The organism is Flaviramulus aquimarinus, from assembly GCF_039543205.1.
Lineage (GTDB): Bacteria > Bacteroidota > Bacteroidia > Flavobacteriales > Flavobacteriaceae > Flaviramulus_B > Flaviramulus_B aquimarinus.
Map to the genome: position 1 here is coordinate 76,260 of NZ_BAABJH010000006.1, position 26,485 is coordinate 102,744.

A 26,485-nucleotide genomic window follows, 5' to 3' on the forward strand; every position below is an offset into this window, starting at 1 on the left:
CAAAAGTAGCAAAAATGAAATTAAATTCTAGGAACAAAAGGCCCTAATCTTTGCTTATATGTTATTTGAAAATATATAAAATAATTATAAAGTTTGTAGTTTACTTCATAGCCGTAATCTATACCATATTGATAATCAATAGGTAGTTCATACAAACTAGGGTCAAATCTTAGTGGTTGCTGTACTCTTTGGTTCCATTCGGTAACATAAATAGAATTTCTATTCTCTAAAAACTGTTGGGAATAGTAGCCCTCAGGTTGCGCTCTGCTTATTAGCCAAGTGTTAAAACCAGGTTCTATAATGATGATTTGGTATTCTAATTCGTCATTAACAATGGTAACCGTATCATTCTGTTTAACATTTGCTAAGCGTTCATCTTTTTTTTCTGTAGTTGTTTTTGGTGTATTGCAACTAAAAACAAACACAGGAATAAGTAATATATAGAAAAGTTTTTTCATAGCTTTCAATGTGTTTAATTTAGTTTTTAAAAGTATTGCTTGTGAGTTAACGGACTTTTACGGTAAGTTAAACACCTTTATCTTTTTAATAAATTTACAAAAACTGTTTCTTAAACACTTGTTTTTAAGTGTTTTTAACAAAAAAAAAGAGCTGAACATTCTGTTCAGCTCTTATACATTTATATATTGGAAATATTATTTTCCTCCAAAAAGACCACCTAGTAGACTACCAAGTCCGCCTTTTTTGCTCGCATTTCCAAGAACCATTCCTGCGACATCATCAACAACACTTCCGTCACCATCGGCATCTAAAACAGATTCTAAAAAACTTTGTTCATTTTGTGACGAACTTCCACCAAGAAGACCACCTAACAAATCTCCTATACCATTGGAGGAACTTACGTTTTGTTGTTTGGCTTGGTTTCCTAAAACACCCATTAAAATTGGTGCTGCAACTTTTAATATATTAGCAACAGAACCCGCATCTAATCCAGATTTTTCTCCTAATACTTTTTCTACACCCAATTGTTTAGCGCCTAGAACATGCCCTAATATTTTTTCGCCATCTTGTTTTACATCATTATCAACACCACCACTAAATAATCCACCTAGATTATCTAAAATGCTACCATTGTGCTTACCTTGAATAGCGCCCATAAGGCCTTCTGCTCCTTGGGGTGTTGCAGCATTTCGTTGCATAGCTTTCATTAAAACTGGTAAAGCCATTGTTAATACGCTACTTGTTTTATCGGTATCGTTTCCTGTTGAACCAGCTACGCCGTTAATTATAGTTTTTCCTAAGTCGCTGTTTAATAAATCTAAAATTCCTGCCATGATTATTTTGTAAGTGTTAATTAATAAAGTTTCCTAAAAAGAGGACGATTAAAGTACAAAAAAAGTCCCAACTTCTAGAGTTAGGACTCAATAATTCTATTTTGGTCACAATTTGTTTTTATCTATCCAAGAATATTAATTATTTGTGACGCTAATTCTGTACCAATTCTATCTTGAGCTTCGTTTGTTGCAGCTCCAGTATGTGGTGTTAATGATAATGCAGGATTCATTAATAATTGCATTTCTGGTTTTGGCTCTTTTTCAAAAACATCTAAAGCCGCTCTAGCCACTTTACCACTTTCAATAGCTTTTACGAGTGCTACTTCATTAAGAACACCCCCGCGTGCTGCATTTGCAATAATAACACCATCTTTCATCATGTTAAATTCTGCTTCATCAATAACATAATCTTTTTGAGCAGGAACATGTAATGTAATAAAATCAGCTTGCTTTAAAACATCTTCTTTAGAAATGGTTTTTATATCGAAGTTTACAGTTTGACCATCAAAAAAGTCTAATTCTAAATTAGCATGCTCTAAAAACGGATCAAAAGCAACAACCTTCATTCCAGCACCTAAGGCTACTTTAGCTGTAGCTTGACCAATACGACCAAATCCTAAAACACCTAAGGTTTTTCCTTTTAATTCGGTGCCTTTTGCATAGGCTTTCTTTAAACCTTTAAAATTACTATCACCTTCTAGAGGCATTTCTCTATTAGCATTATGTAAAAAACGAGATAATCCGTAAAGATGTCCAAATACTAATTCGGCAACAGAGTGCGAAGATGCTGCAGGCGTATTAATGACACTGCGTCCTTGCGATCTTGCATACTCTACATCAATGTTATCCATACCAACACCACCACGACCAATAATCTGTAATCCTGGGCAGGCATCAATTAAATCTTTACGTACTGTTGTTGCACTACGTACTAATAAAACAGCAATGTCTTTTTCGTTAATGTAGTTTATTAATTGCTCTTGGGCCACTGTTGTAGTAATTACTTCGTAACCTGCTTTTTCTAAGGCATCAATACCGCTTTGTGAAATACCGTCGTTTGCTAATACTTTCATTTTTCTAGTTAAAAGTTAAAAGTTAAAAGTTTTAAGTTGAACAACTCATTGACTTTATACTTTTTAATTAAATTTATTTTTTACGTTTGTGTGAATACGGTCAACTGTGACTGAATCCTGCAAACTATTTTAAGCTTTGCTTTCTAATTCACTCATGACTTCTACCAACACTTTTACACTATCTAGTGGTAAAGCGTTATACATTGATGCTCTATAACCACCAACACTACGGTGCCCGTTTACAGCGCTAATTCCTGCTTCTTTAAGCATGGTTTCAAATGTATCTTTAAGGTTATCGTTTTCTAAAGTGAATGTTGCATTCATGTCTGATCGATCTTCTTTTGCTGCAAATCCTTTAAATAATGGATTTAAGTCAATTTCAGAATACATTAAACGTGATTTCTTTTCATTTTCCTTTTCAATAGCAGCTATACCACCAAGTCCTTTTAACCATTCTAAGGTTAACATTGATGTGTACACTGGAAATACTGGTGGGGTATTAAACATACTTCCTTTATCAATATGTACTTTATAGTCCATCATTGAAGGGATTTTACGAGATACTTTTCCTAAAACATCTTCTTTAACTACAACTAAGGTTGTTCCTGCAGGTCCCATGTTTTTCTGAGCTCCAGCATATATTAAGTCAAATTGTGAGAAATCTAAAGTACGTGAAAAAATATCACTACTCATATCGCAAACCAATGGGATATTGGTTCTTGGAAATGATTTCATTTGAGTACCAAAAATGGTGTTGTTTGATGTACAATGGAAATAATCATAATCCTCAGGGATTTCATAACCTTTAGGAATATAATTATAGTTAGCACTTTTTGAGGAACCAACTTCATAGATATCATCATAAATTTTAGCTTCTTTGATGGCTTTTTCAGCCCAAGATCCAGAATTTAGATATCCTGCTCTTTTTTCTAAAAGGTTAAGGGCAACCATTAAAAATTGTGTGCTTGCTCCACCTTGTAAAAACAATGCTTTATAACCTTTGCCTTCCAAACCAAGTAACTCTAATGCTAGAGCTCTAGCGTTTTCCATAATATCAACAAAGTCTTTGCTTCTATGGGATATTTCTATTAATGATAAGCCACTACCATTATAATCAACTACGGCTTGCGAAGCTTTTAATAAAACTTCTGGTGGTAAAATACTTGGTCCTGCACTAAAGTTATGTTTTTTCATTTTTTGTAGTAAAATTTAAAGATGCAAAGTTGCTAATTAATTGGGGAATTTATATTAAATATTCAATAATTTTTTCATCAAATTGCTAACAAAAATTCAATAGAATCTTCATCATCCGCATAATCCCAAAGTTGCGGTTTTTGAGTAGCTCCAAATGCAATTTCATTTTCTGTAAATCCATTGGAAACGATACATTGAATTTGGTCTTTATCAGCTGCTAATTTTGTTTTTAAATGCTCACTGTTGTCATAATATTCATAAAAAAGCGTAGCTATTGGCGATGCATAGCTTTCATCTTCTTTAATCATAAAGAACCCATTTTCTAGCATATCAAATTCGCTCATTAAATATACGGCTTTATTATAATCGTAATTATTGGCATATTTAGCTTTGTTTATAATGGGGTTCCAATGGTATATGGCTTCAAAAAACGCATCAAATTTATAGCCTTTTGGCACAAATAGCTTGGAAACATTTCTGCATCCTAACCCGTAATATCTAAAAATGTCTTCTGATAGGTTTTTTAAGGCTTCATTAGTTTCATTACCTGTTAAAACCGCAACCGAGTTTCTGTTGTTTCTAATAATAGAAGGTTTGTCTTTAAAATAGTATTCAAAATAACGTGCAGTATTATTGCTTCCTGTAGCAATTACAGCATCAAAATTTTCAACTTTAGCTTCGGTAAAGGTCATGTTGCCTTTAAATTGTGGTTCTACCAACTCTAAGTATTTTGCTAAAAAGGGGAGTAGGTGTTTATCGTTCGAAGATTGTTTTACCAATACGTTATGACCAGAAATAAGCACCGATAAAAAATCATGAAACCCTACAAGCGGAATGTTTCCTGCCATAATAATAGCGACTTGCTTAGGGTTTACTTCTGTTATGTTATAAGGTTTTAACCAAGTGTTTAAATTTTTAGAGCTCAGGGCTTCTGACCATGAGGCTAAAGCAAACCGAATATTTTCTTTTGTAAACCAGCCGTTGTGCTCTTCGGTTAATTTTAGCTGATGTTTAAAGCCATCAAAAAACAAGTCGTTGTGTTCAACATTATCGGCTTTTTGGATTACTTCATTAGAAAATTGCCTTAAAAAATCTCCTAATTTTACAAAAGCATTAATTCTTTCTTGTAATTGCATCCTTAATTTGGTTATGAATGGTTTTGGCTTTATTTTTGCAACTGCAAATTTAAGGAATCTCTACAGAGTTCTTAAATTTTAAAAGATAAAAATTACTATGGCAATTATAATAACAGACGAATGTATAAATTGTGGTGCTTGCGAACCTGAGTGCCCTAATACTGCAATATATGAAGGTGCCGACGATTGGCGCTATAAAGACGGTACCAGTTTAGAAGGGACCGTGGTTTTAACAAACGGTAATGAGGTTGATGCTGATGAAGCTCAAGAACCAGTAAGCGATGAACTTTACTATATTGTACCAGACAAGTGTACGGAGTGTAAAGGGTTTCATGATGAGCCACAATGCGCCGCGGTTTGCCCGGTTGATTGTTGTGTGCCTGATGAAGATGTTGTGGAAACAGAAGAAGAACTTTTGGCTAAACAAAAATTTATGCATCCTGATGGCTAAGCATTGAGCATTTACAATTTAAAATTGATAATTAAATCCTGAGCTTTGGCTTGGGATTTTTTTGTTTACAACTGTTTATAACTTCACTTTCAATAATGTAGGATTTGTATTAAATTTGTTTTAGTATCGTATCCTTAGTTGTAAAATATTAAAAGGTATGTATTTTAACGAAGTATGAATAAATAAACTTGTGGTTATACTATTGTTAGGTGCAATTTGAAGAAACATAGAGAATACAAGAAAAACGAATGAATAAAATAAAAATATTTTTAGCCTCTTCAAATGAATTGTTAGAAGACAGAAAGGAATTTGAAATAAGAATTAATCGAAAAAACAAAATAATTTCTGACTCTGGATATTTTATTCATTTAGAAAACTGGGAAGACCTTTCTACAAAAATGTCAAAAACTAGGTCACAAGACGAGTACAATGAAAAAATAAGGTCTTGTAATATTTTTGTTTTATTGGGTTATAGTAAAATTGGTATGTATACCGAAGAAGAATTCGATGTTGCTTTGGAATCTTTTAAGAATATTTCTTCTCCACAAATTCATACATACTTTAAAGAAATAAAAACTAAAGTAGACCCAACTATAAATAAATTTAAAAACAAGTTAAATGATTTAAAACACTTCTATGCACCTTATACCAATATTGAAAGTCTATGGAATCAATTGAATTTTGAAATTGATTTATATATCTCAAATATAGGTTCTGCTGAAACAAGCATAACTGAGGTAGATTATAATAAAGTATTATTTAATAACTATTCCAAAGATGTTGAACCTTACTATTTCGAAAGGTCAATTGATTTAACTTTTAATGATTCCCTTAACATTGAAAATGTTTGGGTTTTTGGAAAATCTGGCTCAGGAAAAACAACTCTAGTAAATAGAAATTTAAGAATTAATGAAGTTGAGTATTGCTATTGTGATTTAAGTCCTACTAAAATAAATTCACCTGAAGATGTTTTAAATGATATTCTATGTACAATAGAAGATAAATTCAATATTGACAGACAGGCTAATGAAAACAATATAATAAAAAACATTGCAAATATATTATGTAAAGTCCCTTCAAAAAGTATAGTAATTGTAATTGACGAATTAGCTATTGAGGAAAATAAATTGCTCCAAGACATTTCAGAATCTTTAATTAATCTTGTTGTTTTTTACTCTAATAAAAACAATAATGAATTAAAGTTTGTCGTATCAACTATTTCAAACCCAAAAACTATTATTAAGAACATTTCTAAAGCAGGTAATTACTTTCAATTTATATGCTGTGATGAGTGGAAAGAGGACAATGTATTACTTCTGGAGATAATAAGCAACGCTTTAAAAATAAATTTAGATTCATCTAAAGATTATATAATTAGTAAATCCAAAAACTCTCCTAGATTATTAAAAGCAATAATTAAAAAAATTATTATTGGAAAAAAATTAGATAGTAGCTCAATCAAAAAAGTAGTTGAAAAAGTTATTTCAGAAATAGTTTAAAATGACGAAAATATTAAAAAAATACACTTCTATTCCTCCTCATTTATACGTTGAAAGAGATGCTGATTTACAATTAAAAAGGATTGTTGATGAGATGCAAAGACCTGGTTACGTATTGGTAGCAAGGCAAATGGGAAAAACGAACTTGCTAATTAACGCTAAACGAACGTTAGAAAGTGACAACAGAATATTTGCATATGTTGATTTATCAAACTCATTTAAATATGAAAGAGAATGTTATTTAAATATTATAGATGTTATTATAGAAACATTTGAAGATATTTTCGAACCTATAGTTTCTGAAATATATTCATTACGAAAAAACTCTCTTCCTCCTCATAAAGAATACTCAAAATCGTTACGAATTATTTTAAATCATTTCAAAGGAGATATTGTTATCATACTAGATGAGATAGATGCTCTAAGAACTGCTGATTATTCAGATAATATTTTTGCTCAAATTAGAAGCAATTATTTTTCTAGAACAAACTTTGAAGAATTTGAAAGGTTAACTTATATTCTATCTGGTGTAATTGAACCCACAGAATTAATAAAGGATAGAAATAAATCTCCATTCAATATTGGGGATAAAATATATCTAGATGATTTTACATTAGAAGAACACAATACGTTCATAAAAAAAAGTAAATTAAAGATTGATAACTCAATTTCAAATGAAATTTACAAATGGACTAATGGTAATCCAAGGCTGACATTTGACATTTGTTCTGAAATTGAAGACCAAATAATATCAAAGAAACCTATTACAAAAGAATCCATTAGCCTAATAATAAAAGGGAAATACTTAACACTATATGACATTGCTCCTATTGACCACATAAGAGAACTTGTAAAATCTAATAAAGACGTTAGACAGGCTATAATTCAATTACAGAATAATACAAATGATATTTCAGACGAATTAAAAAAGAAACTCTACTTATTTGGTATAATTAATTCACAGTTTAATAAAACTACAAAAATAAAGAACCGTATAATTAAAGAAAGTTTGACAATTGATTGGATTAATAGTGTTGAAAAATCATCAAAAGATATTACAGTCACATTTGGTCTTGCAAAATATGTTTCAAAAGAATACAAAGAAGCTATTGAAATTTTTGAAACACTATTGAATAACTCTCCCTCTAATAAAGATTTAGAAACAATTAAATATTTTCTTGGAGCTTCATATTATAACATAAGAAATTACGAAAAAACTTTGAAACATCTAGTCTATGATTTTTCAGACACCGAGGATAAAAGAAAGGCATTATCTATGGTAGGTGTTTGTAAAATTGCATCTGGAAACCCATCTGAAGGATATAAAGATTTAGAGACAGTTATAGAAACTAAGACAAATGATTTTTATTATCAAAATGCACTTTACAACATTGCCATAAATACATTAAATTCTGATTCAAAAAAAGCTGATTCACTTTTTAATGATTTAATTGAATCTGCTATTGAAATCGAAAGCGAAGCTGAAGAAAATAGAACAACAGATGAAATAGACAACTTTAAGGCGATATGCCTATATCATAGAGCAGTTATTAGATTAGAAGAAAAAGAAAATGATTTAGAAGGAATAAAGTTACTTCAATCTTCATATGATTTAGCAAATACACAAAACTCGATATACATAAAACATTTATTACATAATTTAAAACCTAATGAAAACACAAATTATAAGAATGAGTTAGTTAATTCTATTATTTCAAATAACTTAATTTTTGAAAATCAGAATACTTATCCTACGAGTTTTAATGAAAGGCATTTATTAAACTATTTAGGTTATTTATTTGATAAAGATGATAATACTTTATATAAAAAACTTTTAAAATATTCCTACAAATACATATACAATAAAGAAGTTAATAAATCATTTATTGCGTATAGAGCTAGTAAAATATCTAATAACTCTAAACAAATTTTAGAATCTCTTTTAGATATAAAAGAAAAAGATGTACTAAAACTAGTTTATTATGATTTAGCAATTATTGAAAATGAGAATTCGATTATATTCTTTGAATACTTTAAAAAATTCAAGACTATAGTTAATAGAATAAGTGCTAATGATCTATACATTTATGCAATAGCAATAAGAAAATTATTTGATGAAAAGAAAATCGAAGATGGAATTAAACTTTGTGTTGAGACTATAAAACAAATTGAACAAATTGATGACGAAGTTTTAAATTATGAATCCATAATAATTTATTATTGGTTATCTATCTTTTATGACACTAAAAATGATGTTGTAAATGCTAAATTAACTGCAACCAAAACTATTGAAGTTATTAAACTTTCAAGTCTTGAAACTAAGACATCAATGATTGATGAAAAAGCTCTTAAATTAATTCAAGAGCAGATGAACGATATTGTTTATCCAAAACCAACTCAACAAATACTGCCTTTTATTTCTAATAAAAAATATGGGCGAAATGAAAGAATAAAAGTTCGCTATAACAACGGAAAAGTAATTGAGGATAAATTTAAAAAGCTGGAAAAAGATATTACATCTGGAAATTGTGTAATAATATAAAAACTGCACCTAACAATGTATAAAAATAATAGCGGTTTAATCGCTAAAACGAAATTAGTAAATATAAAGAAGGTCTTTGTTTAACCGAAAAGTTAGTGCATAAAAATCCGCTACTATTCTTATACTAGACCGCAGCTCAATCAATTCTCAAGTATTCATTACTCAGCACCCCCAAAACGCTTCATTTCCAGTAACGGCTCTAAAATGTCTTCATCGTCCCAAATGGTGTTTTTAAAAGTACTCAATAGGGTATAAGGCACAATTTCGTCTTGCTGGATAGCCTTAAACCCATCAATCGTTATTTTTTCATTAGAAGTAAATAATAGTTCTTCTTTGTTACGGTTGGTTCCTTCAATTTTAAAATCAAAATTTGTTTTGTTTTTAGCGCGACTATTTTCAATAAACTTTAAAGATCTATTAACATAAAAATAAGCACCTACTGTTTGTTTTAAATATTTAGGATGGTATTTACCTCTGCTGTTTTTTTCAAACAAAAGCATCCCTTCACTAACATTGGCTATAAATTTTACGCCTAAAATCAATTTAAGGTTCAGCTTCTCACCGTGCCTGCCTTTATAATAGCTGTAATCTACACGGGTAATGGCATAGGTGTCCTCACTTACGTATAATTTACCAGCGTATTTGGATTTGCTTTTCCTTGGAATAAAACGAATAATATAGGTGAGCTCACCATTATTTAAAGTGGACTCCTCAAAAATGTATTCGTATAACTTAGGATTTATAACATTATCTAAAAAAGAGGTGTCATAAAATTGTGCTTTCTGTAGCAAAGCTCTAGACTCTGTGTTTAAATAAGGTATGTCGTATTCCTTTTTCTCAAGTTCTTTAAACTGGTCATCTTTCAAGGATAGGGAATCTTCAATTTTGAACAACCCCGTTTTTAACTTGTAGGTTTTGGTAGTGTCCAAATACTTTAAAATAATGCTTTGCGATTTTTTCTGAATGTCTTCAATCGAAAAATTGTTTTTATAATCAAACAATTTTGTGGCTTTGCTCACGGCTATTTTACTACTATCAGGATTCAGGTTATATAAGGTGCCTTTAAAATCTTTGAAATGAACCATATCACTGGTTTTAATGTCTTCCGACATTTTTATTAATGCCGTATTGGCTTCATCAATGCCTTTAAAACTCACATGCGATGCTTTATCAATTTCAAACGTTAGACTTTTAAAATCCACGCGATCAGTATTTCTATGGAAAATTTGGTATTTGTTTAGGTTGTTATCGTAATTCTCAGAAATTTTAGACCTTACCTTTTCTAAAATGCTTATCGCATTGGGGTTTTTATTGGTTATTAAAACCTCACTAAGTTGATTAATGGCTTCGTCTAGTTTAATTACAAATCCCAGGGCTTTAATCTCTTGAATACTCAGCGTTTTGTTTTTAAAGCCCATGCAGCTAATCTCAATGGTTTTTGTTTTATCTCTTGATCGGATGGTAAAAAAACCTTCTTCGTTTGAAATAGCGCCACTGTATTGCCCTGTTTTTATATTGGCATACTGAACGGGTTTTTTACTTTCTTTTGAAATTAGTTTAGCCGTTATATTCTGCGAAAACAAAAAACTAGTACAGAGAATAAAAGCAATAGATGTAATAATAGGTTTCATGTAAGATATAGTATAACAACTAAACGATTAAAGCAGGGTAATGTTACAAGTTTTCTGTATATAATTCTATTCAGGGTTTGTTTTAAATCGTTAGCATGTGCCAATACCATTCTCGTCTTTACAAGAAAGCCAATTTCAGTCGTAACCTCGACTTTTAAATCGTGGAATTCTATTTTATTAACTACATTTGCAGTCTTAAAATTTGAACTAATAACATATTGATTCCAGCGAAAGCGGGAATGGAATAAATACAGAATTAATGAAAGCAGGCATCGTAGGATTACCAAACGTCGGGAAATCGACTTTATTTAATTGTTTGTCAAATGCAAAAGCGCAAAGTGCTAACTTTCCGTTTTGTACTATAGAACCCAATATTGGGGTCGTAAATGTGCCAGACCCACGTTTAGAAAAATTAGAGTCTTTGGTAAGTCCGGAACGTGTTATGCCAGCAACAGTAGAAATTGTTGATATTGCAGGATTGGTAAAAGGTGCCAGTAAAGGTGAGGGTTTAGGAAATCAGTTTTTAGCTAATATCCGTGAAACCGATGCTATTTTGCACGTTTTACGCTGTTTTGATAATGACAATATTGTGCATGTTGATGGTAATGTAAACCCTATTCGCGATAAGGAAACCATCGATATGGAATTGCAGTTAAAAGATTTAGAAACGGTTGAAAAAAAGCTGGATAAAGTAAAACGTGCTGCTAAAACAGGAAATAAAGAAGCTCAAAAAGAAGAAGCTGTTTTATTAAAAATAAAAGCGGGACTAGAATCAGGAATATCGGTTAGAGCTATAGAATTTAGTGAAGATGATGCTAACGATTATGTTAAGCCGTCGCAGTTTATTACAGATAAACCTGTTATGTATGTTTGTAATGTGGATGAAGGTTCTGCAGTTTCCGGAAATGCCTATGTTGAGCAAGTTAAGCAAGCTGTTAAAGATGAAAATGCCGAAGTTTTAGTTCTAGCTGTTGGAACAGAAGCCGATATTAATGAGTTAGATGACTACGAAGAGCGCCAAATGTTTCTTCAAGATATAGGTTTGGAAGAAGCTGGAGCGGCAAAATTAATTCGTTCTGCCTATAAATTACTAAACCAACAAACGTATTTTACGGCTGGTGTAAAAGAAGTTCGTGCTTGGACTGTTGATATAGGGGCCACTGGACCTCAAGCAGCAGGCGTAATTCATACCGATTTTGAAAAAGGCTTTATTCGTGCCGAAGTTATTGGTTATGATGATTATGTGCAATATGGCAGTGAAGCCAAAGTAAAAGAAGCTGGTAAAATGCGTGTTGAAGGGAAAAATTACATTGTTAAAGATGGCGATGTAATGCACTTCTTGTTTAATGTGTAAATTAGTTGTTAGTGTTTGGATACTTAGATTTTTAAAACGCTTTACTTTTAAAGGTTTGTAAATATAATTATTATAGAAGCCTAAGGATGTGTAATTTGTAGAGTCCTAATTCCTAATTACATAGCAATTCCTATGATGATATCTTTTTTTAGATCAAACTTCTATAATCTAAAATGAAGATTAAAGCTATATTCTAAACACATTAAAAATACTTATCTTGTCTCAAATTATTTTTGATAATAAATAATACTGCAACATTTAAACTAACAAATTTCTCTCCTTTGGAGAGCTTATGAGAGGCTTTATGAAAAAACTAGCATTACATTGGAAGATTATTATAGGAATGGTTCTCGGAATCATTTTTGGGTTTATTATGAATACTGTTGATGGTGGAAAAAACATCGTCTCCGATTGGATAGCGCCTTTTGGAACCATATTTATTAATCTTTTAAAACTTATTGCTGTGCCTTTAATTCTGGCCTCTTTAATTAAAGGGATTTCAGATTTAAAGGATATATCTAAAATTAAATCCATGGGTTTACGAACTATTGGTATTTATATTGCAACGACTTTGGTTGCTATAGTTATTGGTTTGAGTATTGTAAATATTATTAAACCAGGAGATGGTATGCCACAAGAGACCATTGAAAAAATTAAACTAAAATACGAAAACGATGCTGGTGTAACCGATAAGTTAATGAAAGCCTCAGCTCAAAAAGAAGCTGGGCCATTGCAGGCTTTAGTTGATATTTTTCCGAGTAATATTTTTAAATCTTTTGTAGAAGCCTCTATGCTACAAGTTATCTTTTTTGCATTGTTTGTTGGTATCTGCTTGCTATTAATAGGTGAAAAGAAAGCAAAGCCTTTGGTTGATTTTTTCGACTCGCTTAATGAAGTGGTTATGAAAATGGTAGATTTAATCATGCTTTTTGCGCCTTATGCGGTGTTTGCATTATTAGCAAATGTTATTATTGCTTTTGATGATGTAGAGATTTTAATTAAACTGCTTTTTTATGCCTTCTGTGTTATTGGAGGTCTTATTTTAATGATTGGTTTCTACCTTATTTTAGTAAGCGTTTACACAAAAAAATCACCGTTGTGGTTTTTAAAGCAGATAAGTCCAGCACAATTATTGGCGTTTTCAACTAGTAGTAGTGCAGCAACCTTGCCTGTAACTATGGAACGTGTTGAAGAGCATTTAGGTGTGGATAAAGAAGTATCAGGTTTTGTATTACCTGTTGGTGCTACTGTAAATATGGACGGAACGAGTCTGTATCAGGGAATAGCGGCTGTATTTATTATGCAAGTTATTTGGCCAGAAGGCTTAACGTTTACCAACCAACTTGTTATTGTGGCTACAGCATTATTAGCGTCTATTGGTAGTGCTGCCGTGCCAAGTGCAGGTATGGTTATGCTTGTTATTGTATTGGAGTCTATTGGTTTTCCGGCTGAGTTATTGCCTATTGGGCTTGCGCTTATTTTTGCAGTAGACCGACCTTTGGATATGTGTAGGACCGTTGTAAATGTTACTGGTGATGCCACAGTGTCTATGATAGTAGCTAAGTCTCTAAACAAATTGCATGAGCCAAAACCCAAAGAGTGGGATGACCATTATGATGAGGTAAAATAAAACGTTACTTGGCGGACAGGTGCGTTAGGGATTGTAGAGGAAAGCCCACAGGCACGAGGACTTGTAACGGAAAGCCCGACCCTTGTGGTAACGCCAAAAAAGAACCTTTAATAGAATTTTGGGATAAACTAAAAATCCTTTAACTTTATAATCAACCAAAAAAATAAAAAATGAATGTTTGTTTTATAATGTATCCTTGGGAAGAAATTGACCCTGATAACGATACAACTCTTGCCTTGATAAAAGAATGTGTTAAACGTAAACATGGCGTTGCCATGTGTGTTCCTGCCGATTTAACGATTAGAAATAGTGTAACGACAGCTAATTGTAGAGTTATTGGGCGAATGGAAAAAACACCAGGTTCTTTAAAATCATTTTATAAAAAAGCCGAATTGCGAGAAGAAATGCTTCCGCTAGCAGGTTTTGATGTTATTTTCTTTAGAGCTAATCCACCTTTAGACCCTATCATGCTTAATTTCTTAGATTCTGTGAAAGATGATGTTTTTATTATGAACTCTCTTGAGGGCATGCGCGAAGCAAACAATAAATTGTATACAGCGGCCTTTGGTGATGCACACAGTAATATTATACCTGCAACGCACGTATCAAAAAGTAAACGTTATTTAATTAAACAGATTAAAGAGTCAAAATCTGATAAAATGATTTTGAAACCATTAAATGGTTTTGGAGGTTCGGGGGTAATTCTTATCGAAAAATCGGCCATGAGCAATATTAATTCCCTACTTGATTTTTATATTACCAGTGGTGATGGATCTTCTAATTATGTTATTCTTCAAGATTATATTGAAGGCGCAGATCAAGGCGATGTCCGTATTTTAATTTTAAATGGCGAACCTGTAGGCGCTATGAAACGTGTTCCAGGAAATGATGACCACCGATCGAATGTATCAGCAGGAGGAAGCGTACAAAGGCATGCTTTAACAAAAACAGAAAAGGCATTATGTAAGCAGATAGGCCCTAAACTAGTCAACGATGGGCTCTTTTTTGTAGGGATTGATGTTATTGGTGGTAAATTAGTAGAAGTTAATGTTATGTCGCCAGGCGGTATTACCTATATCAATAAAGTATATAAACTAAAAGTGAAAATTGAAGAAAAGGTTATTGACTTTTTAGAAATGAAGGTTTTAGATAAACTTCAAGCTTTTGATAGACGTACCAGACTTCGTAAAACAGTTCAAGACGCTTAATAAAATATGCTAATTAATTTTTGTGTCATGTCGAAATGAGGTATGAATGAGACATCTCATAATATTTAGTGTTTGTGTTTAATTTTTTAGTAGAATAATGAGTTCCAAAATAACATTAACATCACCAATCGTTTCAGTAGAATGGCTTCATGAGCATAGTCACGCTAATAATCTTGTTATATTAGATGGAACGATTAACAAGGTTTTTGATATTACATTAGAGCAAATTCCAAAGGCTAGATTTTTTGATATTAAGAAGAAGTTTAGCGATACCTCAAATCCGTTTCCGAGTGCGTTTCCTTCGGTAGAACAATTTCAAAAAGAAGCTAGAGCCTTGGGTATAAATAAGGATAGCGTTATTGTAGTTTATGACGATAAAGGTATTTATTCTAGTGCTCGAGTATGGTGGCTATTTAAAGCTTTTGGTTTTCAAAATGTTGCTGTTTTAAATGGTGGCTTTCCAGCATGGAAAAAAGCCAATTACAATACAGCGTTAATGCAGAATTTTGATGGTGTAGTAGGAGATTTTGAGGCGCATCTTCAACCAGGATATATGCAGTTTTTTGATGATATTCAAAAGGCTTCAAAAAACAAAACCCATAATATTATCGATGCACGTTCAGCAGGACGTTTTAATTGCACGGAACCAGAACCTAGGGAAGGATTACGGATGGGTACAATTCCCAATTCTGTTAATCTACCTTATACAGATTTATTGGAAAATGGGCTTCTAAAATCCAAAAAAGATTTAGCAAAGACTTTTTATATGGTTGCCAATAAAAGCGACAATATTATTTTTTCGTGCGGTTCAGGACTTACCGCATGTGTTTTGGCTTTAGGTGCCGAAATTTCTGGATATAAAAACATATCTGTTTATGATGGTTCATGGACCGAATGGGGAACCTTAACAACTGGAGATATGAAAATGCCAAGTACTTGGACAAAAGACGAATTGCTGGCTTATATTTTAATATATGTTTCCAATGCAGATTTAAATCAGTCTAGAACAGAAACCCAATACATTTTAAATCGTGTAGATAAAAACGTATACAAACGGGTAACAGATCAATTTGAAAAGGATAGCGATTATCAGAGTATTCAAAATATAATTGAAGCTGTAAAAACACATGATTACTACAGAAATGATTTGGCAGATTTGTTTGCTGATATTAAATTAATGGCTTTTGCTGATGGCGAATATGATGTTATGGAGCAAATGGTCTATATGCAACTTAAAAAAATTTTAAAAAATGGATAGGTTAAGTGTTTCAGAAATCATTTCTAAAATTGAATCTAGAGATACTTTTGAAGCCGTATCATCAGATTATTCATTTACTATAAAAATTGATGCGTATGTGCCTTATGCCTGTGCCGCCATTCATGACGGACACCAGTTTAGAAAAGAGCTTTGGAATAACTGTATCCACACAGAATATGAGCGTTGGTATGAAGAAGACCCTGAAACTAAACATATGGTTAAATCGCATCCCATAGTCATTGCTGGATGCGATTCAAGGTTTGAATACGATTTAAATCGCGCGCCAGAGGATGCCGTTTTTGAAACCGCTTGGGGAAAACAATTATGGCGTGAACCACTTTCTGAACATATGAAAGCAAAAAGTCTTCAAAAACATGCTTGTTTTTATAAAGTTGTTCATGCTTTAATAGAAACGTTGGAGTCTAAATTTGGATTTTGTACCGTATACGACATGCATAGTTATAATTGGAAACGTTGGGATAGGGAAGTGCCCACTTGGAATTTAGGGACGAGTAACCTGGACCATGCGCGTTTTGGTGATGTTATAGAACAGTGGCGACAAAGTCTATCAGAAATAGAATTTCCAAATCATATAAAATCGACGTCCTTAATTAACGATACATTCCAAGGTAATGGGTATTTCTTAAAATTTATTACAAATAATTTTAAAAACACATTAGTTTTGGCAACCGAAATTGCTAAGGTGTATTGCGATGAATATGAGCAAATTATTTACCCTGAAGTTGTAAGTGCCGTTGAGGTAGCATTAGCAAAGCGTATACCAGAGCATGCTTTAAGCCTACATAAAAGTTTTAAAAGATAGTTTAATGAAGATTGATAATACGGCTGTAACTACAGTGCTTTTAGAAATAGATAATAATATTGATGCCTTAGTTAAGCAAATTGAATTGCTTAGTTATGTGAATCCTATAAATATTGAAGAAGAGAAAACGCATTTTTTTTCATCTAAATATTTAACAGATCCTGTTTTTAAATATCCAGCTATAAATTTTGATAGATTCAAGTTGCACAGAGAGTTGTTTACACAAGCATTAGAGCTTATTGAAGATGCTGAAGTTAAAAATTTATATGAAGATATTATTTATGCCTATTCAGGATTAATACAATGTATTGAGACTATTGGGAGCGGTAAAAAATTCTATTATAACTGTTTGCATTGTTTTGGAACACCCACAGAAAAAGACGTTGAAAATGCTAAATTTATTCTTCATTTTAAAGATGAAAATAAAGATATTTCAGCGTTTCAACCAAAGTATACTGCTACTGAATCTGAAGTGTTTTTTAAAACATTTTCAGAGAAATACGATTTTAGTTATAACATCAAGCATTCTGATAAAATTTCGGCCATAGCCATGGTGTTGAATAATATCAAAACTTTGGTTTTAAACAGCAACCATACCTATTCTGATAACGAAATTGCGGTGCTTACCAATCATGAAATTGGTGTGCACATGGTAACGACTATGAACGGCTTGTTGCATCCGTTAAAAATATTTTCGCATGGTTTTCCTAATAACGAAGAAACCCAAGAAGGTTTGGCAGTTTTTTCAGAATATATGAGTAATAATTTAACCATAACGCGTTTAAAAGAATTAGCCTATCGTGTTATAGCTGTAGATAGCTTGGCTAAAGGGTATTCTTTTTCCAGAACTTTTAGATTGTTGCATAACCAATACGATTTAGAGCGCGAAGAAGCTTTTTATATTACCGTTAGAGCACATCGAGGCGGTGGATTTACTAAAGATTATTTATACTTAACAGGACTTAAAAAGGTTTATGATTATTACCATGATGGGAAAGATTTAAGTTTACTACTAACTGGCAAAGTGACTCTTGAATATGTGGATGATATCAAATCGCTTATTAAAAAAGGACTCGCCGTTCCTGCAAAACACATTACAGATTCTTATGCTGAAAATAAGAACACCAATAAAAAGGTGGATTTTATTTTACGGAGTTTGAAGTAGTTGTTATATTGTGGGGTGAGCTTGTGGTTTTGAGTATGATTGGTTGCGTGATTCAACACGCTACTAATTTGGTAAACAAAAACTTGTTAGAGAAAATTCCGAATTAATTTTTCAAATGTCCTAACACCAAGGCAATTAATGATACACATTGTTCTCTGTTAGCTATGTATCACTCTATTTTTATCGTTCTTAATCTTAATGCGTTTGCTATTACAGATACCGAGCTAAAACTCATTGCTAACGCTGCTATCATTGGCGAGAGTAGTATTCCAAAGAATGGAAACAAAATACCTGCTGCTATGGGCACACCCAATGTGTTATAGATAAGTGCAAAAAACAGATTCTGCTTAATGTTTTTCATCACTACAGTACTTAAATTTCTTGCTTTTGCAATACCCTGTAAATCGCCTTTTACTAAAGTTATCATTGAACTTTCTATCGCTACATCTGTTCCTGTGCCCATTGCAATACCTACATCACTTTTTGCCAATGCTGGTGCATCATTAATGCCATCACCCGCCATTGCTACAACTTTTCCTTTTTCTTGCAGTTGCTCTACTTCTTTGAGCTTATCTTCTGGTAACATACTGGCTTTAAAATCTGACAGATTAAGTTCTGATGCTACTGCTTGTGCTGTATCGTGATTGTCGCCTGTTAGCATTATAATATCAATCCCTTTATCCTGAAGTGTTTTAATAGCTTTAGCACTTGTTTCTTTTATCTTATCGCCAATAACTACATAACCAACAACGGTTTCTTCTATTGACAAAAAGGAAACTGTTTTGCCTTGCTTTTGGTAAGTTTTAGCTTCCGTTTTCATTGTAGATGTCATGTCTGCATTTGCATAGATCATCATTCCAGGATTACCTAATGATACTTTTTTACCATCTATTGTTGCTTCAACACCTTTTCCTGTAACTGCACTAAAACCTGTAGACTTTAACATTTCAATCTTGTGTTTTTTTCCATATTTTACAGTGGCTTCAGCTAATGGATGCTCGCTATTGGTATTTAATGACACGATGTATTGAAGTAGCTCTTTTTTATTTAAAGTATGACTAAAAGCACCTATTGTTTCCACGGTTGGTTTACCTTCAGTAATGGTTCCAGTTTTGTCAACTATTAGGGTATTTACCTTGTTCATTTTTTCAAGAGCTTCCGCATTTTTGATTAGTACTCCATTTTGAGCACCTTTGCCCACACCAACCATTACAGACATTGGTGTTGCTAAGCCTAATGCACAAGGACACGCAATGATAAGAACTGCAATTGCATTTACAAACGCATACACATAAGCGGGTTCTGGTCCCCAAACAGACCATGCAATGCATGTAATTATTGATATGATTACTACAACTGGCACGAAGTACCTCGAAACTTTATCTGCTAAATTTTGAATGGGTGCACGACTACGACTTGCATCGTTAACCATATGAATGATTTGTGATAATAGTGTATCACTTCCTACCTTTTCAGCTTTCATTAAAAAGGATTTATTTCCATTTATAGTACCACTACTTACCTTACTATCTTTAGATTTATTTACTGGAATAGGTTCACCTGTAATCATAGATTCGTCAATGGTTGTTACGCCTTCTATTATTGAACCATCTACAGGGATTTTATCGCCTGGTTTTACTTTTAGAATATCATTTAACACTATCCTATCAATACTGACTTCAACTTCTTTGCCATCTATTATTTTTATGGCTTTGTTAGGTGCTAATTTTAATAATTTTTTTACTGCAGAATTGGTCTCACTATGTGCACGTGCTTCTAACAATTGCCCCATTAAAACCAATGTTAAAATAACAGTTGCAGCTTCAAAATAAACGTGTACTACTCCCGATTCTGTTTTGAATTGTGCGGGAAAAAAATCAGGAAAAAACATTCCAAATACACTAAATAGCCAAGCCACACCTGAACCTATTCCAATAAGCGTAAACATATTGAGATTCCAGGTTCTGATACTTTTAAAAGTTCTTTCAAAGAACATCCAAGTGGCATAAAAAAGAACTGGAATGGATAGGCCAAACTGAACCCAATTCCAACTTTTTTGATCTAATATATCATACAATGGATTGTTCGTGAGCATTTCGCTCATAGCAATTAAGAAAATAGGCAATGTAAATGCAGTTGCAATCCAAAACTTATTTAATAGCTTTTTATAGTTTTTTTCCTCTACTGAAACATCTGGTTGCATTGGCACTAAGTTCATTCCGCAAACAGGACAATCTCCTGCTTTGGCATAAGTTTTATACCCTTCGCAATGCATAGGACAATAAAACGTACCTGTGCCTTTTACTTTTGGTTGTTTTTCTTTTTTAGTTTCTAAATGATGATGTTCACCTTGTCTATCAATACCGTATCTGGCTCCATCATTTTTTAATGCTTCTTGAAAGGTTTCGATTGGAATATATGACTCCATTTCAATTGTAGCTACTGCTTGTTTTAAATGAATTGTTACATTTGAAACACCTTTCACTTCAGAAAGCACTTTTTCTACGTGACTACAACAACTGCTGCATGTCATTCCGTGAATGTGATACGTGTGTTTCATTTATGTATTATTTTAGCTTGCGGTTTTGTGTATGAAAAGTAACAGATTATTGTTGCTATTTATCCGTTTAAAACAAAGATAGCAGAAAAGAACTAATTTTAGATTTAGCTCTTAACTGCTGTTTTTTTAACTCAGTGCTTTGTTGTAGTACGTTTTTTCTAAAATAATTTTTCATTAAAGGCTTCTGTTTCGTTCTATGAATTGACTATAATGATAAATATCATTGCCTTAAACGATATTTAGTTGTAACCTATATTTAGTTGTAATCTTAATATTAAAACAATATAACTATGAAAACAAGGCTAATTATTTTGATTTTTTGTTTATGGTTTTTTAACATTTCCCTAGGACAAGTTTTGACAGAGGAAAAAGATCAATCTCCTCAAGAAATATATGATTTTCATATTAGTAAAAAGAAAGCAAACAATACAGCTGCATGGATAACTTTAAGTGGAGGAATAGCTATGATTGTTGCAGGAATTGGAATTAATGTGAGCGAGGATTTGAATAATATTTTTAGTGATGACAACACAAATAATAACAAAGGTCTTTGGTTATCTTATTTAGGAGCAGCTACTACTCTGAGCAGTATTCCTCTATTTATTGCAAAAGGTAAACACAAAGAAAAGGCAAAAATTCAATTACAAAATGGGGCAGTTGGATTTGATAATAAGGTAAACTATACAGGCTTTTCTATAGTGTTTTCATTTTAGACTTCGCTTTTTTTTAAATGTACTACAACAACGGTTTGGCTATGGTTTCGGCGTGGAATCGTCCGCAGGACTATTCCGCAGAGAAATCAGGTTAAATATAGGTTTTACTTTCGTTTTTTACACCGTCGCCACGCTGAACTATAGCCGGTGTTGTAAACAGTACTTTTTTAAATTTATTCAGTTTTCTTATTGAAAATGTTTTCTCTAGTTAAAAAACCAACAGAAATAAATATAAAAAACAATATAATCTTCCCTGTTAAATACCCAAAGCCATATTCAGTTAATCTCTGCATATCAGTGACAATAATTGAAATTATATTAATTAGTAAGACTAGAGAAATGATTATTGAGATGTAAAAAAAAATCTTTTTCATATGTGTTCTTTAGTTAAGAAGAAGGTCTAAAGACAAGACCTTCTTCTTTTCAAAGTGATTATTTTGTAACGGTAGTAACCGTTGGTGTGTAAATCCCAAAAGTTATTGCGGAAACTAATCCATTTACAAAAGATTGTCTAGTGTGGACAGTATAATTTTTCGCTCCATCAGCCATTTGTTTTGAATCAGAAACGCCAACTGGTGCTAAACCATAAATCACGTAATGATTCCATTTAGTTGTTTGATTGTTTCCTTGAGATCCACTACCGACAACACTTGTGTACGAATAGCAAGAAGTTAATAACATTGATGCTGCAAATACAACTGACATCATTTTCATTGTTTTTTTAATCATTTTTTATATTTTAAATTTATATAATACTCTCTTTGAGTCGCGTGTGGGTATTTTTTACAATGCCTATTTTTATACCTAGAAATTATTATCTAATGTTATGTCGATAGATTATAAATTTTAAACTTAAATAGATATGATTATTTATTGAATTATGTAAAATTGCTAAATCAAGCCGATTACAAAAAGTACATAGTTACAATATTAAAACACAATATCTCGAGAAAAGTAAGTTTTTATATATAATTATTTGAAATTATGAGCCTTATTTCAGTACATGGTCATAATTGTTAACGTATTTGTGTATGAGTAGTAGCGAATTAAAAACACTACTTTTTCGGAAAGTAATTTACAAAATAAAAAGTAATAGCGACTTGAATTAAAACTCAAGTTGCTATTACTTATACACTTGTTGGCGGTAGTTTTTATTTATTTACTTCTTTAAGTAATTCGGTTGCGGCTAATTTCCCAAAATCATTAGCAGCTAAAGGACTAGCTCCTGTAATTAATTTTCGGTCTTTATGAACTGTATTGTCAGCTTCTTCGTTGATGATTGTAACTCCCAAGTTGTTTAGCTTTTCTCCATACTTGTATGGCATATGACCAGGTGTATAACCAATCATTGGTCCTTGCTCATCCACAGCATCTGGAAATGAAGCAATTTTATAACCTTTATATACATAATCATCTTTGTTGCTGTTTAAGCCAGCTGCTAATAATGTTGCTGGACCATGACAAATAGCAAGAGTAAACATATCATTATTGTACGACCAGTTTATTAGTTTATTCACATCATTGTTTTCTGGTAGTCCTAGCATTGCTCCATGACCTCCAGGAATAAATATGGCAGCATAATCTGTACTTTCACTCATTGTGTTTGAAACAAAATCTGATAAGCTTCCTGGATTTTCAAATTTACTTTTGAATTCAACATATATTGCTTTTACATGTTCATCATTTTCTGGCATTGCCCATTGTTCTATAACTACTGGTTTGCCATTAGGTGTTACAACATCTACTTCAAAGCCAGCATTTCTTAAATGTAGCACAGGTAAAAGTATTTCGACAGGATGATTTCCAGTTGAGAACTTTTTACCATTAGCCATGGTCATGTTTTTCTGCTCTGTGCAAATCATTAACACCTTTTTATTTCCAGTGTACTTATTTTCATAAACAGTATTATCAAAATCCGTAGTTGGAGATGTTGCTAATTTTAATGCTAATGGTGATGGAATATAAGATCCGTCTTCAGTTTCTGTTGGTCTCGATGTAAAGTATAAGACAATAAAAGCTAGTATGATGATGCTTACAATTATTAATATTATTTTTCTCTTCATGGTTTGATTTATATAAATGTTACTAATTTCTCCATTGGTTTTCTAACCTTTACAAGGTTGACTAACCAATCTTTATCTGCGTCTTTATAGCCTATTGGTAATAGAAGTGTACTTCGTAATCCTTTTTCGCGCAATCCTAGAATTTTATCTAATGCTTTAGAATCAAATCCTTCCATTGGTGTACTATCTAAACCTTCGTATGCAGCTTGGGTAATGGCAGCCATAAATGCAATATAGGTTTGTCTTGCAGCATGTTCAAAGTTCGTTTCAGGATCACGTTTAGGATAACCATCTAACAACATTTGACGATAGTTTTCCCAACCTTCATTTTTAAATCCTCTTATTTCGTTTGTTAAATCGAACATATAATTAATACGATATACCGTATAATTATCCCAAGCTGCAAATACCAATAAATGGGAGCAATCTGTAACTTGTGATTGATTCCAAGCAATTTCTTTGATACTAGATTTAGTATCATCATTTGTAACTACAAAAACTTCAAAAGGTTGTAATCCACTCGATGTTGGTGCTAACCTAATGGCCTCTAAAATGTTATCTATTTTTTCTTGAGGAACTACTTCGCCATTCATAGCTTTAGTAGCGTATCGTTCATTTAATTTGTCTAAAAAACTCATTGTCATATTTTTAATTATCGTACAAAAGTAAATGATAATTAAAACGTAAATATGAATCTATGGTAATAAATTAGTTTTTGATTCTTTCTTTTCTAATTCTGCTTAGACTCTGAGGAGTAATACCTAGATATGAGGCAATTTGATAGTTAGGGATTATTTTTTCGAATTCAGTATAATCTTCAATAAACTGATTGTATTTTTCAGCAGCAGATAGTGCTAATAAACTTAAAATTCGTTTTTGAAGAGCAGAAATCCGTTTTTCAAGATTCTTACGCTGAATGATTTCAAATTGAGGGAATTCTTGATAAAATTTTTCAACTTTAGAATTATCGATTATTAAAACCTTAGAATGTGTTAGGCTTTCGATGGAGACAACAGATTTGCTATCTGTATAAAGTGTTATGTAATCACTTATCCACCAGTTCTTAATGGCAAACTGTATTGTGTGTTCTTTTCCGTCTTCCGTTTTGAAAAAAGAACGTAAACAACCACTTACAACAAAAACATGTTCCTTTTTTAATGAGTTGTCAGTTAGGATTTGTTCTCCTTTAACTAAGTTTTTCTCTTTTATTATTTCGTTTAGTTTATTTTCTATTTCAGGTGAAACTGAAACCGTATTTTTAAAATAATCTAAAAGTTCTTTCATATTTTCAAATTACCGCCAACGTTGTTGTATATGGTTTGTTGCGCGTTTTAAGCAACTAATTTAGTAAATACAAACCGAATAGAAAATCCGCAAGGATTTTCGTAAGTACGCTTGTACTAGCAATGAATTATACACGTCTTAAGTTTGTCTTTCATTAATACTTCCACTCCGTTTGATATCTTTTATTAAGTAAATTGCTGGTAACTAAATAGAATATTAGGATAACTATTAATTTATACACCACAAGTAGCAGCGCAGCTGTTTTTTACTTTGACCTCAGTTTCTTTAATTGCCGTACTGATTCCTGAGCTGCAAACACCAGTTTCTGGTAAATTTAATTCTACTCGTTTTGCACTTTCAAAATCACCGTTCATGAAAGCGACTATTGATCTTATTTGCTCATAACCTGTAGTCATTAAAAAGGTGGGAGCACGTCCATAGCTTTTCATCCCAACGATATAAAAATCCTTTTCCTTTTGCCTTAATTCTGCTTCTCCATGTGGTCTTACAGTACCACAGCTATGAATATTTGGATCAATTAAATTAGCCAGCTTAGGAACGCTTTCAAGAGCTGCATCTGAGTCAAAGCGAATTTCTCTTAAGAAATTAAAATCGGGACGAGAGCCTGTATTACTAATTATTTCATCTATACCCTCCAAAACAAAAGTGTCTTTGTGTTTTAAGCCTTTAATTACTAATTGGTCCTTATTTTTTTCAATTTCATGAATATGCACAGGCGTATGAATCTCAATAGCTCCTGAATTCACCAATTTTTCAATTTGAATACCTAAAGCACCTCTTGCCTTAAACTTATCAGCCTCTTGACCACCATACACATCACTAACTTGCCTTTTTCGCAATACCCAATGAATTTTTGTATTTGGATATTTATGGATAAGATCATTTAATGCTAAAATAGTCCCAATAGCCGAATGTCCTCCGCCCACGACTAAAGTAGTTTTATTGGCATATTTATCCTCATCTGCTTCATTGATATCGGGCATACCATAATATATTTGGGATCTAATATCCACTTCACCAAGGGCAAATATTCCACCAGATCCTACTGGATTTGGACTTTGCCAAGTACCCGAAGCATCAATTACTGCTTTAGCTTCATACAGCTTATACTTGCCATTTTCAATAACTTGAATAGAAAATGGAAGTTCTTCTCTCTTGGCATCTTTCATTTTATCTAAACCGCTTCTTCCAATGGCGATTACCTTCGAATTCAAATGAATATTTTTTTTAATTTCTGGTAAATTTGCAAGTGGCTTTAAATAATCTTCAATGAGTTCCTTTCCATAAGGGACATCTGCTTTGTTTGGAATTGGTAATTGCGCTTCTAGTAATAAGGTTTCTGCTGCCTTGTCAATATTATATTCCCAAGGTGAAAACAACCTTACGTGTCCCCATTTTAAAATATTGGCGCCAATTTGACTTCCTGTTTCAAAAAGAATAAATGGTTGATTGCTTTTTTTAAGATGTGCGGCTGCGGACAAACCTACTGGACCTCCTCCAATTATTGCTACTGGTAAATCGTGATTATTCATTATTTCTTAGTTTTAGATTTAATATCATAACCAAGACTAATTCACATATAAAAAGA

Annotated in this window: 22 protein-coding genes; 10 read left to right on the forward strand and 12 right to left on the reverse strand. The window is 32.3% G+C overall.

Features of this window, described 5'->3' with window-relative positions; translation table 11 throughout:
* Window positions 1-20: 20 nt before the first annotated feature.
* The 5 genes from ABD941_RS11885 to ABD941_RS11905 all read right to left on the reverse strand — a co-directional run bounded on the left by ABD941_RS11885 (window position 21) and on the right by ABD941_RS11905 (window position 4,695).
* Window positions 21-458, reverse strand: a complete 438-nt coding sequence (locus ABD941_RS11885) for a DUF6146 family protein (RefSeq protein ID WP_345274359.1) — start codon at window positions 456-458, stop codon at window positions 21-23.
* 195 nt (window positions 459-653) lie between these two features.
* Window positions 654-1,292 (reverse strand): DUF937 domain-containing protein, encoded by a 639-nt coding sequence (locus tag ABD941_RS11890; RefSeq protein WP_345274360.1) that lies wholly within the window; start codon window positions 1,290-1,292, stop codon window positions 654-656.
* Between the two features lie 122 nt (window positions 1,293-1,414).
* A complete protein-coding gene (locus tag ABD941_RS11895) occupies window positions 1,415-2,365 on the reverse strand; it encodes a D-2-hydroxyacid dehydrogenase (RefSeq protein WP_345274361.1) in 951 nt (316 codons plus the stop codon).
* A gap of 129 nt (window positions 2,366-2,494) precedes the next feature.
* A complete protein-coding gene (serC, locus tag ABD941_RS11900) occupies window positions 2,495-3,559 on the reverse strand; it encodes a 3-phosphoserine/phosphohydroxythreonine transaminase (protein ID WP_345274362.1) in 1,065 nt (354 codons plus the stop codon).
* Between the two features lie 77 nt (window positions 3,560-3,636).
* Window positions 3,637-4,695 carry an acyl-CoA reductase gene (locus tag ABD941_RS11905; protein WP_345274363.1) on the reverse strand — a complete coding sequence of 353 codons (1,059 nt, stop codon included), beginning with the start codon at window positions 4,693-4,695 and terminating at the stop codon, window positions 3,637-3,639.
* A gap of 97 nt (window positions 4,696-4,792) precedes the next feature.
* On the opposite strand from ABD941_RS11905, the gene ABD941_RS11910 reads away from it, so the two are divergent.
* From ABD941_RS11910 to ABD941_RS11920, 3 genes are all read left to right on the forward strand, one after another.
* Window positions 4,793-5,146, forward strand: a complete 354-nt coding sequence (locus tag ABD941_RS11910; protein ID WP_189362346.1) for a 4Fe-4S dicluster domain-containing protein — start codon at window positions 4,793-4,795, stop codon at window positions 5,144-5,146.
* A 248-nt stretch (window positions 5,147-5,394) separates the two neighbouring features.
* Window positions 5,395-6,645, forward strand: a complete 1,251-nt coding sequence (locus tag ABD941_RS11915; RefSeq protein WP_345274364.1) for a P-loop NTPase family protein — start codon at window positions 5,395-5,397, stop codon at window positions 6,643-6,645.
* A 1-nt stretch (window position 6,646) separates the two neighbouring features.
* On the forward strand, window positions 6,647-9,187 hold the full coding sequence (locus ABD941_RS11920) for an AAA-like domain-containing protein (protein ID WP_345274365.1): 2,541 nt from the start codon (window positions 6,647-6,649) through the stop codon (window positions 9,185-9,187).
* A gap of 158 nt (window positions 9,188-9,345) precedes the next feature.
* Here the strand turns inward: ABD941_RS11920 and ABD941_RS11925 are convergent, their stop codons facing one another.
* Window positions 9,346-10,818, reverse strand: coding sequence for a carboxypeptidase-like regulatory domain-containing protein (locus ABD941_RS11925; RefSeq protein ID WP_345274366.1), 1,473 nt, complete (start codon window positions 10,816-10,818; stop codon window positions 9,346-9,348).
* Window positions 10,819-11,077: 259 nt separating this feature from the next.
* Between ABD941_RS11925 and ychF the strand changes: the two genes are divergently transcribed.
* The 6 genes from ychF to ABD941_RS11955 all read left to right on the forward strand — a co-directional run bounded on the left by ychF (window position 11,078) and on the right by ABD941_RS11955 (window position 18,256).
* On the forward strand, window positions 11,078-12,172 hold the full coding sequence (ychF, locus tag ABD941_RS11930; protein ID WP_345274367.1) for a redox-regulated ATPase YchF: 1,095 nt from the start codon (window positions 11,078-11,080) through the stop codon (window positions 12,170-12,172).
* A 304-nt stretch (window positions 12,173-12,476) separates the two neighbouring features.
* Complete coding sequence (locus ABD941_RS11935; RefSeq protein WP_345274368.1) at window positions 12,477-13,802, forward strand: dicarboxylate/amino acid:cation symporter; 1,326 nt, start codon at window positions 12,477-12,479, stop codon at window positions 13,800-13,802.
* A gap of 170 nt (window positions 13,803-13,972) precedes the next feature.
* Window positions 13,973-15,010, forward strand: a complete 1,038-nt coding sequence (gene gshB / locus ABD941_RS11940) for a glutathione synthase (protein WP_345274369.1) — start codon at window positions 13,973-13,975, stop codon at window positions 15,008-15,010.
* A 97-nt stretch (window positions 15,011-15,107) separates the two neighbouring features.
* Window positions 15,108-16,268, forward strand: a complete 1,161-nt coding sequence (locus ABD941_RS11945) for a sulfurtransferase (RefSeq protein WP_345274370.1) — start codon at window positions 15,108-15,110, stop codon at window positions 16,266-16,268.
* Window positions 16,261-17,091 carry an N-formylglutamate amidohydrolase gene (locus ABD941_RS11950; RefSeq protein WP_345274371.1) on the forward strand — a complete coding sequence of 277 codons (831 nt, stop codon included), beginning with the start codon at window positions 16,261-16,263 and terminating at the stop codon, window positions 17,089-17,091. Before ABD941_RS11945 ends, ABD941_RS11950 begins: the two co-directional genes overlap by 8 nt.
* A gap of 4 nt (window positions 17,092-17,095) precedes the next feature.
* Window positions 17,096-18,256, forward strand: coding sequence for a peptidase MATCAP family protein (locus ABD941_RS11955; protein ID WP_345274372.1), 1,161 nt, complete (start codon window positions 17,096-17,098; stop codon window positions 18,254-18,256).
* Window positions 18,257-18,425: 169 nt separating this feature from the next.
* On the opposite strand, the gene ABD941_RS11960 is transcribed toward ABD941_RS11955, so the two are convergent.
* On the reverse strand, window positions 18,426-20,816 hold the full coding sequence (locus ABD941_RS11960; RefSeq protein WP_345274373.1) for a heavy metal translocating P-type ATPase: 2,391 nt from the start codon (window positions 20,814-20,816) through the stop codon (window positions 18,426-18,428).
* A 290-nt stretch (window positions 20,817-21,106) separates the two neighbouring features.
* Here ABD941_RS11960 and ABD941_RS11965 point away from each other — a divergent pair, with 290 nt between their 5' ends.
* Window positions 21,107-21,529, forward strand: a complete 423-nt coding sequence (locus ABD941_RS11965; protein ID WP_345274374.1) for a hypothetical protein — start codon at window positions 21,107-21,109, stop codon at window positions 21,527-21,529.
* A gap of 432 nt (window positions 21,530-21,961) precedes the next feature.
* On the opposite strand, the gene ABD941_RS11970 is transcribed toward ABD941_RS11965, so the two are convergent.
* The 5 genes from ABD941_RS11970 to ABD941_RS11990 form a co-directional block, all read right to left on the reverse strand.
* A complete protein-coding gene (locus ABD941_RS11970; RefSeq protein WP_345274375.1) occupies window positions 21,962-22,258 on the reverse strand; it encodes a Bor family protein in 297 nt (98 codons plus the stop codon).
* A 422-nt stretch (window positions 22,259-22,680) separates the two neighbouring features.
* A complete protein-coding gene (gene hchA, locus ABD941_RS11975; protein WP_345274376.1) occupies window positions 22,681-23,592 on the reverse strand; it encodes a glyoxalase III HchA in 912 nt (303 codons plus the stop codon).
* A gap of 8 nt (window positions 23,593-23,600) precedes the next feature.
* Entirely contained in the window at window positions 23,601-24,230 is a 630-nt protein-coding gene (locus ABD941_RS11980) for a nitroreductase family protein (protein WP_345274377.1), read from the reverse strand.
* A 70-nt stretch (window positions 24,231-24,300) separates the two neighbouring features.
* Complete coding sequence (locus ABD941_RS11985) at window positions 24,301-24,876, reverse strand: Crp/Fnr family transcriptional regulator (RefSeq protein WP_345274378.1); 576 nt, start codon at window positions 24,874-24,876, stop codon at window positions 24,301-24,303.
* A gap of 233 nt (window positions 24,877-25,109) precedes the next feature.
* On the reverse strand, window positions 25,110-26,429 hold the full coding sequence (locus ABD941_RS11990) for an NAD(P)-binding domain-containing protein (RefSeq protein WP_345274379.1): 1,320 nt from the start codon (window positions 26,427-26,429) through the stop codon (window positions 25,110-25,112).
* Window positions 26,430-26,485: the final 56 nt, after the last annotated feature.